A 12190-nucleotide genomic window follows, 5' to 3' on the forward strand; every position below is an offset into this window, starting at 1 on the left:
TCTCAGGGGAGTTGAGAGTCGGTTCGACAATTTACTTCGCCGGACCCCGGGCGTACAGACAGAAACTTTCGCCGTCTCAGCGCGTCTCGGCGCCGGCCGGCAACACCACGACCTCGGCCGGGTCGAAGGCGAGGAAGACGGTCTCGCCCTCGGCGGGCGCCTCGCGCAGCGCGCAGGCCGCCTCGAGCGCCGGCCCGCGCTCCGGCGCGAGGTGCAGCAGCACATGGTCGCCGCGGAAGGTGCGGGCGCGCACCAGGGCACGGGGCGCCTCCTCGGCCGGGGTGAGCCGGACGCCGGAGGGCCGCAGCAGCAGCCGGTGTCGGCCGTCCGCGGTGCCGGCGGGCACCGGCACCCGGCCCCAGGGGGTGTCGGCCACGCCGTCGCAGACGGTGGCGTCGGCCAGGTTGCGGAAGCCGAGGAAGCGGGCGACGAAGTCGTCGGCGGGCCGGCTCCAGACCTCGACCGGGGTGCCGACCTGCGCGACCCGGCCGTCCCGCATCACCACGACCCGGTCCGCGAGCGCGAACGCCTCGCCCTGGTCGTGCGTGACCGCCAACACGGTGGTGCCCAACCGGCGGAACAGCTCCCTGAGTTCGACGACGAGGCGCTCCCTGAGGTGGCGGTCGAGCTGGCCGAGCGGCTCGTCCAGCATCAGCAGCGCGGGCCGGGGCGCGAGCGCGCGGGCGAGCGCCACCCGCTGCTGCTCGCCGCCGGAGAGCTCGTCCACCGCCCGCCGTTCGGCGCCCGGCAGCCCGACCAGGTCGAGCAGCTCGGCGACCCGCCGCCCGGCCTCGGGCCGCGGCACCCGCCGCATCCGCAGGCCGAAGCCGACGTTGCCGCCGACGTCGCGCTGCGGGAAGAGCTGGTGGTCCTGGAACATCAGCCCAAGGCCCCTGCGGTGCGCCGGCACCCCGGCCTGGTCGCGGCCGGCCAGCCGGACCGTGCCCGCGGCCACCTCGGCCAGCCCTGCGACGGCGCGCAGCAGCGTGGACTTGCCGCTGCCGCTCGGGCCGAGCACGCAGACCGTCTCGTGCTCGGCGACGTCGAGGGTGACGTCGTGCAGCGCGGTGCGGCCGGGGTAGCGGACGGTCACGCCGGCGAGTTCGAGCAGGGGGGTGCCGGGGGCGGCCGTCCGGCCGTCCCGTTCCGCCGCCACGACACGGTCCATCGGGGGCCTCACAGCATCTCGGCGGAGCGGGCGGGGCGCAGCCGCTCCAGGGCCAGCAGGGTCAGCGTGCACACCAGCATCAGCACGGTGCTCAGGGCCATGGCCTGGCCGTAGTTGAGCTCGCCCGGGCGGCTGAGCAACCGGGCCACGGCCACCGGCAGGGTCGGCGCGTCGGCGCGGGCGATGAAGACGGTGGCGCCGAACTCGCCGAGCGAGACGGCAAACGCGAAGCCGGCGGCGACCAGCAGCGCACGCCGCACCAGCGGCAGGTCGACCTCGCGCCAGGCCCGCCACGGCGAGGCGCCGAGCACGGCGGCGGCCTGCCGCAGCCGGTCGTCGACGGCGCGCAGCACGGGCAGCAGCACCCGCACCACGAACGGGGTGCCCACCAGCGCCTGGGCGAGCGGCACGAGCAGCCAGGAGGACCGCAGGTCGAGCGGCGGCTCGTCGAGCGCGATCAGGAAGCCGAAGCCCACGGTGACCGCCGAGGTGCCGAGGGGCAGCATCAGCAGCGCGTCGACACCGCGCAGCAGCCGACCCGCGCGCCGGGTGAGCGCCACGGCGGCGAGCCCGCCGACGACCAGGGCGATCGCGGTGGCCAGGGCCGCGTAGCGCAGCGAGGTACCCACCGCCTCCCAGGGCGCGGCGACGAAGGTGCCGCTCTCGGTGCCCGTCAGCGCCCGGTAGTTGCCGAGTCCGTAGCCGTCCGGGGTGGACAGCGAGCGCTCCACGAGCACCGCGAGCGGCAGCAGGAGTAGCACCGTGATCACCGCCACGACGCCACCGAGCAGCGCCCACTGGGCCCGGCCGCGCGGCCGGCGCGCCGTGGTGGCCGCGTCGCGCAGCGCCAGCGCGCCCTCCCGGCGGCGCGTCAGCCGGCCGTGCGTGGCGAGCAGCGCGGCGACGGCGGCGAACTGGAGCAGGGTGAGCACGGCGGCGGTGGGCAGGTCGAGCAGCTGGGCGGTCTGCCGGTAGATCTCCACCTCCAGCGTGGCGTAGCGGGGCCCGCCGAGGATCTGGACGACGCCGAAGGAGGTGAAGGTGAAGAGGAACACCAGCAGCCCGGCGGCGGCCAGCGAGGGTGTGAGGGCCGGCAGGGTGACGCGCCGCCAGGCGGCGAACCGGCCGGCGCCGAGCACCCGCGCCGCCTCCTCCTGCCGGGGGTCGAGCTGGGCCCAGAGGCCGCCCACCGTGCGGACCACGACGGCGTAGTTGAAGAAGACGTGGGCGAGGAGGATGGCCCAGGCGGTGTTGTCGAGGCGCACGCCCCACAGCTCGTCGAGCAGCCCGCCCCGGCCGAGCAGCGCCAGGAAGGCGGCTCCGGTGACCACGGTCGGCAGCACGAAGGGCACCGCCACCACGGCGTGCAGCAGCCGCCTGCCGGGGAAGTCCAGGCGGGCGAAGACGTAGGCGCCGGGGAGCGCGAGCGCCAGGGTGAGGGCGGTGGAGGCCGCCGCCTGCCAGCAGGTGAACCACAGCACCCCGGCCAGGTCGGGGTCGGTGAGCACCTCGCCGACCACACCGAGCCGCCAGGCGCCCTCCGGGCGCAGTCCGCGCTCCACGATGGCCGCCACCGGGTAGGCGAAGAACAGCGCGAAGAAGGCCAGCGGGGGCGCGAGGAGCGCGAGCCGGACGGCGAGGGCGCGGGTCACCCGGGGAACCTCGTCCTCATCGTCCTCATCAGACTCAACGGACTCAACGGACTCAACGGACTCAACGGACGACCAGCGAGGTCCACTCGTCGACCCAGTCCTCACGGTGCTCGGCGATGGTGGCGGGCTCCACCGACCAGGGCTCCGCCACGGTCGCGCCGTAGCGGGTGAAGACCTCGGGCAGCTCGGTGCCCTCGCGGACCGGGTTGACGAACATCGACATCGGCAGTTCGCGTTGGAAGGCGTCGCTCAGCAGGAAGTCGAGCAGCGCCCGGCCGCCCTCCGGGTTGGCGGCGCCGTCGAGCAGCCCGGCGAACTCGATCTGCCGGAAGCAGGTGCCGGTGGCCACGCCGGTGGGCGCCTCGTCCGGCAGTTCCTCACCGCCGCCGAAGGCGACCTCGGCCGGCGGGCTGCTGGCGTAGGAGACGACGAGCGGCCGGTCGCCCGAGGAGCCGCCGGCGCCAGAGAAGCGCTCGTAGTACGCCTGCTCCCAGCCGTCGACCACCTCGACGCCGTTCTCCGCGAGCCGCTGCCAGTACTCCTGCCAGCCGTCCTCGCCGTAGGCGTCGACGGTGGCCAGCAGGAAGCCGAGCCCGGGCGAGGAGGTGGCGGCGTTCTCCACGACCAGCAGGTCGCGGTAGGCGGGGTCGGTCAGGTCGTCCAGCGTCTCCGGCGGGGTGAGGTCATGCTCGGCGAAGTAGCCGCGGTCGTAGTTGACGCAGACGTCGCCGGTGTCGACCGGGGTGACCCGGTGCTCGCCGGCGTCCAGCTGGAACTCCTCGGGCACCTCGGCGAGCCCCGCGGCCTCGTGGGGGACGAACACGCCCCCGTCCAGGGCGCGGGAGAGCAGCGTGTTGTCGACGCCGAAGAGCACGTCGCCCTGCGGGTTGCCCCGGGAGAGCACGGCCTGGTTGACGACGACGCCCGCGTCGCCGCCGCGCAGCACCTCCACCCGGTACCCCGTCTCCGCGGTGAAGGCGTCCAGCACCTCCTGGGGCACCTCGAAGGAGTCGTGGGTGACCAGGGTGACCTCGTCCCCGCCCGCGCCCTCGGAGTCGCCCGGGCCGGCCGCGTCCTCCGAGCCACCGCAGGCGGTGAGCAGGGTGAGCCCGAGGGCGGTGGCGAGTGTGGCGGCGCGCCGTGTGGTGGCGCGCCCCGGGTGGCTGGGGTGCATGTGCCGCCCTTTCCGGGCCTTCCTGGCCGACTGGAGACAGGCGGGCGCGCACGCACGAGAGGCCTTCCGAACTTCCTACCCAGCATGACCTGGGCGAGGTTCGAGGGTCTGCGGCCGGTGCCGCACTCTCAGCGCTGCGAGCGCTCCCCTGTCGGAATGTGTGATTGTCGGCCGCCCACGATAGCAGCCGCCGGAAGCGACTACCGCTCGGCCGCCGCCAGCTGACCGCAGGCCCCGTCGATCTCCTGCCCCCTGGTGTCCCGCACGGTGACCGGCACCCCGTGGGTCTCGAGCGCCGCCACGAAGGCCCGCTCGTCCTCGGGCCTGGAGGCCGTCCACTTGGAGCCGGGGGTCGGGTTGAGCGGGATCAGGTTGACGTGTGCGCCACGGCCCTTGAGCAGCCGGCCGAGCAGGTCGGCCCGCCACGCCTGGTCGTTGATGTCCCGGATGAGCGCGTACTCGATGGAGACGCGCCGCCCGGAGCGCTCCGTGTACTCCCAGGCCGCGTCCAGCACCTCGCGGACCTTCCAGCGGGTGTTGACCGGCACCAGGGTGTCCCGCAGCTCGTCGTCCGGCGCGTGCAGCGAGACCGCGAGCCGGCAGGAGAGGCCCTCCTCGGCGAACCTGCGCATGGCGGGCACCAGGCCGACGGTGGAGACCGTGATGCCGCGCTGCGAGAGCCCGACGCCGTCGGGACCCGGGTCGGTGAGCCGGCGGATGGCGCCCACCACCCGGCGGTAGTTGGCCAGCGGCTCGCCCATGCCCATGAACACGACGTTGGAGAGCCGGGCCGGGCCGCCCGGCACCTCGCCGTCGCGCAGCGCCCGCATGCCGTCCACGATCTGGTGCACGATCTCGGCGGTGGACAGGTTGCGGTCGAGGCCGGCCTGTCCGGTGGCGCAGAACGGGCAGTTCATCCCGCAGCCGGCCTGTGAGGAGACGCACATGGTGACCCGGTCCGGGTAGCGCATCAGCACCGACTCGACCAGCGTGCCGTCGTGCAGCCGCCACAGCGACTTGCGGGTGGCTCCGTCGTCGCAGCTGACGTGCCGCACCACGGTCATCAGCCGGGGCAGCAGCTCCTGGGCGAGCCGCTCCCGGGCGCCGGCCGGGATGTCCGTCCAGTCGGCGGGGTCGTCCGCGAACCGGCCGAAGTAGTGGCGGGACAACTGCTTGGCGCGGAACGGCTTCTCGCCGAGCGCGACGACCGCCTCGCGCCGCTCGTCGGGGCTGAGGTCGGCGAGGTGCCGCGGGGGCTTGGCGGCCCCGCGCGGCGCGACGAAGGTGAGCTCTCCTGGTACAGGCATGGTCAGGCCAGTGTCGCAGACGCCGACGGCATCCCACGCCGCCGCCCGCCCCGCCGGCCGCCGCCGGGCCGGGCTCAGCCGGCGCCGACGAAGGCGAGCAGCACCAGCCAGACCACCGGGGCGGTGGGCAGCAGCGAGTCGAGCCGGTCCATGATCCCGCCGTGCCCCGGCAGCAGCCGGCCCATGTCCTTGATGCCCAGGTCCCGCTTGATCATCGACTCGCCCAGGTCGCCGAGGGTGGCGCTGACGGCCACCCCGAGCCCGAGCACGAGCCCCTGCCACCAGGCGCCGTCGTCGATCAGGAACTCGGCGCACACCGCGCCCGCGGCCATCGCGAAGAGCACGGCCCCGACCAGGCCCTCCCGAGTCTTGCCCGGGCTGATCCTGGGAGCGAGCTTGGCGCGGCCGAACCGGTAGCCCACGGCGTAGGCGCCGGTGTCGCTGACCACGGTGAGGATCAGGAACGTCAGCACGCGCTGGACGCCATCGTCGGCGGCCAGCATCAGCGCCACGAAGCTGGCCAGGAACGGCACGTAGAACGCGGCGAAGACCGCGGCCGTCACGTCCCGCAGGTAGTCCTCTGGCGGGCCCGACATCCGCCACAGCAGCGCGGCGAGGACGGTGAGCGCCATGGCCAGCCAGACGCCGTCGGCGCCCCGCAGGTAGCCGAGCACGACCGTGGCGGCGCCGCCCACCGCGAGCGGCGGCAGCGGCAGCCGGATGAGCTTGCGCTCGGCGAGCCGCGAGGAGAGCTCCCAGAGCCCGACCACGACCGCCAGCGCTATCACGACCAGGAAGGCGGGCTTGTAGGTGAAGAGCGAGACCAGGACGACCGCGCCGAGGCTGAGCCCGACGCCCACGGCGGCGCCCAGGTCGCGCCCGCCGCGCTTCGTGGGCGGGCGGGCGCCGGAACTCGCGCCGGGGCCACCGCCCACGCCGGGGGGCGACGCCGTGTCGCCGTCACGCCCGGCCTGGCCCGCGTAGCCGGCGGCCTGGGGCTGTGGCCCCCAGGACGGTCGCCCCCAGGATGATTCAGTCACGTCCGGTCAGACCTCGAGCAGTTCCGCTTCCTTGTGCTTGAGCAACTCGTCCACCTGGGCCACGTACTTGGCGGTGGTGTCGTCCAGCTCCTTCTCGCCACGCCGGCCCTCGTCCTCGCCGACCTCGCCGTCCTTGACGGCCTTGTCGATGGCCTCCTTGGCCTTCCGGCGGACGCCGCGGATCGAGATCTTGGCGTCCTCGCCCTTGGTCTTGGCGACCTTGATGTACTCGCGGCGGCGCTCCTCGGTGAGTTCGGGGAACACCACGCGGATGATGTGGCCGTCGTTGGTCGGGTTGACGCCCAGGTCCGAGTCCCTGATGGCCTGTTCGATGTTGCGCAGCGCGCTCTTGTCGAACGGGGTCACCACGGCCATCCGCGCCTCGGGAACGGAGAACGAGGCGAGTTGGTTGATCGGGGTCTTGGTGCCGTAGTACTCGGCCAGAATCTTGTTGAACATCGCCGGGTGCGCACGGCCGGTGCGAATCGCGGCCAGATCCTCCTTGGCGACCACGACGGCCTTCTCCATCTTCTCCTCGGCCTCGAGGAGGGCTTCTTCGATCACCACGTGCTCCTGGTTCGATGTGTTCGATGTGGGTGTCTGTCAGGCCCGCCGGCCCTGGCTGTTGACGAGTGTGCCGATCTTCTCACCCTTTACCGCACGGGCGATATTGCCCTCCGCGAGCAGTTCGAAGACCAGGATGGGCAGTTTGTTGTCCCGGCACAGCGTGATCGCCGTGGAATCCGCCACCCTGAGGTCGCGGGTGATCACCTCGCCATAATCGAGCGCGTCGAACTTCACGGCGCCCGGGTTCTTCGCGGGATCCGAGTCGTAGACGCCGTCCACCCCGTTCTTGCCCATCAACAGCGCCTCGGCGTGGATCTCCAGGGCGCGCTGGGCCGCCGTGGTGTCCGTGGAGAAGTAGGGCATGCCCATGCCCGCGCCGAAGATGACCACGCGGCCCTTCTCCAGGTGCCGCACGGCGCGCAGCGGGATGTAGGGCTCGGCGACCTGGCCCATGGTGATGGCCGTCTGCACCCGGGAGTCGATGCCCTCCTTCTCCAGGAAGTCCTGGAGCGCGAGGCAGTTCATGACCGTGCCGAGCATGCCCATGTAGTCGGAACGGGCCCGGTCCATGCCGCGCTGCTGCAACTCGGCGCCCCGGAAGAAGTTGCCGCCGCCGATGACGACAGCGATCTGCGCGCCGTCCCGGACCACGGCGGCGATCTCCCGGGCCATCTTGTGCACGACGTCTGGGTCGACCCCGAGCCCTCCGCCGCCCGCGAACGCCTCTCCCGACAGCTTGAGCAGGAAACGGCGAGGTTTGTCGTCCTGGTTCATGGAACTCTCCTCGTGCACACACCAAGGAGGCCACTGCCAGCGGATGCGCGCGATCCCCTGTTCGGCAATGGCCTCCTCGTCACCACTTCGGTCGTGCCGACCGCTTCTGCCGCGGCCGGACGGCCTTCCGCCCGACAATAGCCGGGGCACGTCCGTTCCGTCGCCGACGGCGCGACGTCACGGGCGGCGCGTCAGCGCGTCAGGCGCCGACGCGGAACCGGGCGAAGGCGGTCAGCGTGGCGCCGGCCTCGGTCAGCACCTTCTGCACCGTCTTCTTGTTGTCCTTGGCGAACGCCTGGTCGAGCAGCGCGTTCTCCTTGAAGAAGCCGTTGACCCGGCCCTCGACGATCTTCGGCAGGGCGCCCTCGGGCTTGCCCTCCTCGCGGGCGGTCGCCTCGGCGATGCGACGCTCGTTCTCGACGACGTCGGCCGGCACGTCCTCACGGCTGAGGAAGCGGGGGGCGAAGGCGGCGATGTGCTGGGCGACGTCCTTGGCGGTCTGGGCGTCCTCCTTCTCCAGCTGGACCAGCACGCCCACCTGCGGCGGCAGGTCGGGGCTGGTGCGGTGCAGGTAGGAGGCGACGTAGCCGCCCTCGTAGCGGGCGTAGCGGTCCAGGACGATCTTCTCGCCCAGGTTCGCGTTGGCCTCGTCCACGTAGGCCTGGACCGACTTGCCGGGCTCGATCTCGGAGCCGAGCAGGGAGGCCAGGTCGGCCGGGGCGGAGTCGAAGACGTGCTGGGCGATCGCCGCGGCGACGGCCTGGAACTTCTCGCCCTTGGCGACGAAGTCCGTCTCGCACTTGAGCTCGACCAGCACGCCGGACGCGTTGTCCTCGGCGATCAGCGCGACGACCGCGCCGTTCTCCGCGGTGCGGCTCTCGCGCTTGGCCACGCCCTTCTGGCCCTTGACGCGCAGGATCTCGACGGCCTTCTCGACGTCGCCCTCGGCCTCGTCGAGCGCCTTCTTGCAGTCCATCATGCCGGCGCCGCTGAGCTCGCGGAGCTTCTTGACGTCGGCGGCGGTGAAGTTCGCCATCGTTACTGATTCTCTTCCGGAAGTCGTTCGGATCGCTTGGCTCGCCCCACTGGGCGCCGTACGCAGGGGACGGCGGACGGGGTGCTCACCCCGCCCGCCGTGCGCCCCGGTCGTGCCGTGGTGCGGTGCGCCTCAGCCCTGCTCGGCGGTGGCTTCGGTCGACTCGGCGGGCGCGGCCGCCTGCTCCTCGGCGGGCTTCTCCTCGGCCGACTTCTCCTCGGCCGGCTTCTCCTCGGAACGCTCGAGCAGCTCGCGCTCCCACTCGGGCAGCGGCTCGGCGGCGGGCTTCTCGCCCTCCTTGGCCTGCGCGGCGCCCGAGCGGGCGATCAGGCCCTCGGCGACGGCGTCGGCGATCACGCGGGTGAGCAGCGTGACCGAGCGGATCGCGTCGTCGTTGCCCGGGATCTTGTAGTCGACCTCGTCGGGGTCACAGTTGGTGTCGAGGATCGCGACGACCGGGATGTTCAGCTTGCGGGCCTCGCCGACGGCGATGTGCTCCTTCTTGGTGTCCACGATCCAGACGGCGCTGGGCACCTTCTGCATGTCGCGGATACCGCCGAGGGTCTTCTCCAGCTTCGCCTTCTCGCGGGAGAGGACCAGCAGCTCCTTCTTGGTGAGGCCGGAGGCCGCCACGTCCTCGAAGTCGATCTGCTCGAGCTCCTTGAGCCGCTGCAGCCGCTTGTGGACGGTGGAGAAGTTGGTGAGCATGCCGCCGAGCCAACGCTGGTTGACGTAGGGCATGCCGACGCGGGCGGCCTGCTCCGCGATCGCCTGCTGGGCCTGCTTCTTGGTGCCCACGAACATGACGGTGCCGCCGTGCGCGACGGTCTCCTTGACGAACTCGTAGGCGCGGTCGATGTACGACAGCGACTGGAGCAGGTCGATGATGTAGATGCCGTTGCGCTCGGTGAAGATGAAGCGCTTCATCTTCGGGTTCCAGCGGCGGGTCTGGTGCCCGAAGTGGACGCCGCTCTCCAGCAGCTCCCGCATCGTGACGACGGCCATGGCCGTTCTCCTTGTTGATGCTCGGTTGTCCGCGCCGCCCGGCTGGCCGGCGCTCCTGACGCCCCGGCGCGCTGTGCCATGGGAACCGCCGTATGACGCCCGGGGACGCCGACCGCTCCATGGACCGAGGTGCGCGGCCACCGAAGCACCGCGGCTGGGCCGCTGCGCCGAAGTGGCGGGGCATGCGAGGTCGGTCCGGGACCCCCGGACCGCCACGAGCAGTGTACGGGACGGGCGGGGCGCCGGACGACAGAGCACGGAAGCGCGCGGAAGGGCGCGACGCGCCGCGGGCACCCCTCGGACGAGTGACACGTACGAGTGACGAGGTTATCCACAGTCACCGACTTGTCCACCAAGATCCACTTCCGCCTCGCGCTCCCCTCACAGTCGGTGACGGAGGTGATGCGAAGTGAATCATCGAGGAGCGTTGGGGCGCTTCGGGGAGGACGTGGCCGTGCGGCGGCTGCGGGACTCCGGTTTGACGGTGCTGGAGCGCAACTGGCGCTGCCGGGCCGGGGAGATCGACATCGTGGCCGAGGAGCCGGCCGGCGGCGGCACGTTGGTGATGTGCGAGGTCAAGACCCGCCGGGTCGGCCGGCTGGCGCCGTTCGAGCATCCGATGGCCGCGGTGACGCCGCGCCGGGCCGACCGCCTGCGCACTCTCGCCGAGTGGTGGCTGAGCGAGCGGTGGCTGGCCAGGTTCGACGCCCCGCCGCCGGGCGGGGTGCGGATCGACCTGATCGGGGTCCTGCTCCCGCGGCGCGGCGCGCCGCTGGTGCAGCACGCGCGGGGGGTGGCGTGATGGCGTTCGCCCGCACCTGCGCGGTGGCCCTGGTGGGCGTGGAGGGCGTGGTGGTCGAGGTCCAGGCCGACCTCGAGCCCGGCGTCGCGGCGTTCTCCCTGGTCGGCCTCGCCGACAAGTCGCTGAGCGAGAGCCGGGACCGGGTGCGGGCCGCGGTGATCAACTCGGGGGCCGAGTGGCCGCAGAAGAAGCTGACGGTGGGGCTCAGCCCGGCCGCGGTGCCCAAGTGCGGCAGCGGATTCGACCTGGCGGTCGCCTGCGCGGTGCTCGCGGCGGCCGAGCGGATCGACCCGCGGGCGATCGCGGACCTGATGATGATCGGCGAGCTGGCGCTCGACGGGCGGGTGCGCCCGGTGCGCGGGGTGCTGCCCGCGGTGCTGACCGCGGCGGACGCCGGCTACCGGCAGGTGGTGGTCCCCGAGCAGGCGGCGGCCGAGGCGGCCCTGGTGCCCGACGTCTCGGTGCTCGGCGTGCGCAGCCTGCGCCAGCTGATCGCGCTTCTCGCCGACGAGCCGGTGCCGGACGAGCCGAGCACCGGCGACCCCGGGCCCGGCGGGCCCCGCGTCGCGCTCGGCCCCGGCTGGGGCTTCCCGCAGCCGGCCGGCCTCTACTGCGCCGCGGGCGTCGGACAGGCCGTGCCCGACCTGTCCGACGTCTCGGGGCAGCGGCTGGCCCGCCGGGCGCTGGAGGTCGCGGCCGCCGGGCGGCACCACCTGCTCTTCAAGGGGCCGCCGGGGGCCGGCAAGACGATGCTGGCGGAGCGGCTGCCCGGGCTGCTGCCCCCGCTGACGCACCAGGAGTCGCTCGAGGTCACCGCGGTGCACTCGGTGAGCGGTTCGCTGCCCGCCGGTCGCCCGCTGATCGACCGGCCGCCGTACTGCGCGCCGCACCACTCGGCCTCCATGGCGTCCCTGGTCGGCGGCGGCACCGGGGTGCCGCGCCCCGGGGCGATGTCGCTCGCCCACCACGGGGTGCTCTTCATCGACGAGGCCGCCGAGATGAACAGCCAGGTGCTCGACGCCCTGCGCCAGCCACTGGAGTCGGGCCACGTGGTGGTGGCCAGGGCGGCCGGGGCGATGCGAATGCCGGCCCGGGTGCTCCTGGTGCTCGCCGCCAACCCGTGCCCGTGCGGCCGGCACGGTGCGCCGGGCGGCGAGTGCGAGTGCCTGCCGGCCACCGTCCGGCGCTACCGGGCGCGGCTCTCGGGGCCGCTGCTCGACCGGATCGATCTCCGGGTCATGGTGGAGCCGGTGAGCCGGGCCGAGCTGGTCGCCTCGGGGGGCGGCGGCGAGTCCACGGCCGTGGTGGCGGAGCGGGTGCTGGCCGCCAGGGAGCGGGCCGCCGCCCGGTACGGCGCGGCGCCCTGGTCGGCCAACGGGGAGGTGCCGGGGCACGAGCTCAGGTCCCGCTGGGCGCCGCTCCCCGGCGCGCTGGCCCGCGCCGAGCAGGACATGGACCGCGGGCTGCTGACCGCCAGGGGCCTGGACCGGGTGCTCCGCGTCGCCTGGACGGTGGCCGACCTGGTCGGCCACGATCGGCCCACCGCCGAGGACGTGGACGCGGCCCTGGAGCTGCGCACCGGCGTGCGGCGCGGTGCGGGCGTCGCGGGGAGCCTCCCGTGAGGGGCGCGCCGGCAGTCGCCGGGCCGCCGGCGGGCCGGGCCTC

Annotated in this window: 11 protein-coding genes and 1 riboswitch; of the genes, 2 read left to right on the forward strand and 9 right to left on the reverse strand. The window is 73.4% G+C overall.

Features of this window, described 5'->3' with window-relative positions; all coding sequences use genetic code 11:
- Window positions 1–76 precede the first annotated feature (76 nt).
- The 9 genes from ACFWI8_RS28855 to rpsB all read right to left on the reverse strand — a co-directional run bounded on the left by ACFWI8_RS28855 (window position 77) and on the right by rpsB (window position 9723).
- On the reverse strand, window positions 77–1168 hold the full coding sequence (locus tag ACFWI8_RS28855) for an ABC transporter ATP-binding protein (protein WP_387097435.1): 1092 nt from the start codon (window positions 1166–1168) through the stop codon (window positions 77–79).
- Window positions 1169–1176: 8 nt separating this feature from the next.
- Window positions 1177–2820, reverse strand: coding sequence for an ABC transporter permease (locus ACFWI8_RS28860; protein WP_387097438.1), 1644 nt, complete (start codon window positions 2818–2820; stop codon window positions 1177–1179).
- A gap of 61 nt (window positions 2821–2881) precedes the next feature.
- Window positions 2882–3994 (reverse strand): thiamine ABC transporter substrate binding subunit, encoded by a 1113-nt coding sequence (locus tag ACFWI8_RS28865; protein ID WP_387097441.1) that lies wholly within the window; start codon window positions 3992–3994, stop codon window positions 2882–2884.
- Window positions 3995–4048: 54 nt separating this feature from the next.
- A riboswitch (TPP riboswitch) is annotated at window positions 4049–4154 on the reverse strand.
- A 40-nt stretch (window positions 4155–4194) separates the two neighbouring features.
- Window positions 4195–5301 carry a 23S rRNA (adenine(2503)-C(2))-methyltransferase RlmN gene (gene rlmN / locus ACFWI8_RS28870; protein WP_387097443.1) on the reverse strand — a complete coding sequence of 369 codons (1107 nt, stop codon included), beginning with the start codon at window positions 5299–5301 and terminating at the stop codon, window positions 4195–4197.
- Between the two features lie 74 nt (window positions 5302–5375).
- A complete protein-coding gene (locus tag ACFWI8_RS28875) occupies window positions 5376–6236 on the reverse strand; it encodes a phosphatidate cytidylyltransferase (RefSeq protein WP_311601462.1) in 861 nt (286 codons plus the stop codon).
- Between the two features lie 111 nt (window positions 6237–6347).
- Window positions 6348–6905, reverse strand: coding sequence for a ribosome recycling factor (gene frr / locus ACFWI8_RS28880; protein WP_387097446.1), 558 nt, complete (start codon window positions 6903–6905; stop codon window positions 6348–6350).
- A 39-nt stretch (window positions 6906–6944) separates the two neighbouring features.
- The gene (pyrH, locus tag ACFWI8_RS28885) at window positions 6945–7682 is read right to left on the reverse strand and encodes a UMP kinase (RefSeq protein WP_387097449.1); all 738 of its coding nucleotides are present in this window, start codon (window positions 7680–7682) and stop codon (window positions 6945–6947) included.
- Window positions 7683–7881: 199 nt separating this feature from the next.
- Window positions 7882–8718 carry a translation elongation factor Ts gene (gene tsf / locus ACFWI8_RS28890; protein WP_387097452.1) on the reverse strand — a complete coding sequence of 279 codons (837 nt, stop codon included), beginning with the start codon at window positions 8716–8718 and terminating at the stop codon, window positions 7882–7884.
- 132 nt (window positions 8719–8850) lie between these two features.
- Window positions 8851–9723, reverse strand: coding sequence for a 30S ribosomal protein S2 (gene rpsB, locus ACFWI8_RS28895; protein WP_311601444.1), 873 nt, complete (start codon window positions 9721–9723; stop codon window positions 8851–8853).
- Between the two features lie 409 nt (window positions 9724–10132).
- Between rpsB and ACFWI8_RS28900 the strand changes: the two genes are divergently transcribed.
- Window positions 10133–10525, forward strand: coding sequence for a YraN family protein (locus ACFWI8_RS28900; RefSeq protein ID WP_387097455.1), 393 nt, complete (start codon window positions 10133–10135; stop codon window positions 10523–10525).
- Complete coding sequence (locus ACFWI8_RS28905) at window positions 10525–12147, forward strand: YifB family Mg chelatase-like AAA ATPase (protein ID WP_387097458.1); 1623 nt, start codon at window positions 10525–10527, stop codon at window positions 12145–12147. Before ACFWI8_RS28900 ends, ACFWI8_RS28905 begins: the two co-directional genes overlap by 1 nt.
- Window positions 12148–12190 lie beyond the last annotated feature (43 nt).

It is taken from the genome of Streptomyces sp. NPDC127098 (assembly GCF_042722465.1).
Lineage (GTDB): Bacteria > Actinomycetota > Actinomycetes > Streptomycetales > Streptomycetaceae > Streptomyces > Streptomyces millisiae.

Bases quoted from the DNA above. Each gene is read 5' to 3' on its own strand.
- rpsB (WP_311601444.1), bottom strand. From the start codon at position 9,723: ATGGCCGTCGTCACGATGCGGGAGCTGCTGGAGAGCGGCGTCCACTTC.
- ACFWI8_RS28865 (WP_387097441.1), bottom strand. From the start codon at position 3,994: ATGCACCCCAGCCACCCGGGGCGCGCCACCACACGGCGCGCCGCCACA.
- tsf (WP_387097452.1), bottom strand. From the start codon at position 8,718: ATGGCGAACTTCACCGCCGCCGACGTCAAGAAGCTCCGCGAGCTCAGC.
- rlmN (WP_387097443.1), bottom strand. From the start codon at position 5,301: ATGCCTGTACCAGGAGAGCTCACCTTCGTCGCGCCGCGCGGGGCCGCC.
- ACFWI8_RS28905 (WP_387097458.1), top strand. From the start codon at position 10,525: ATGGCGTTCGCCCGCACCTGCGCGGTGGCCCTGGTGGGCGTGGAGGGC.
- ACFWI8_RS28855 (WP_387097435.1), bottom strand. From the start codon at position 1,168: ATGGACCGTGTCGTGGCGGCGGAACGGGACGGCCGGACGGCCGCCCCC.
- pyrH (WP_387097449.1), bottom strand. From the start codon at position 7,682: ATGAACCAGGACGACAAACCTCGCCGTTTCCTGCTCAAGCTGTCGGGA.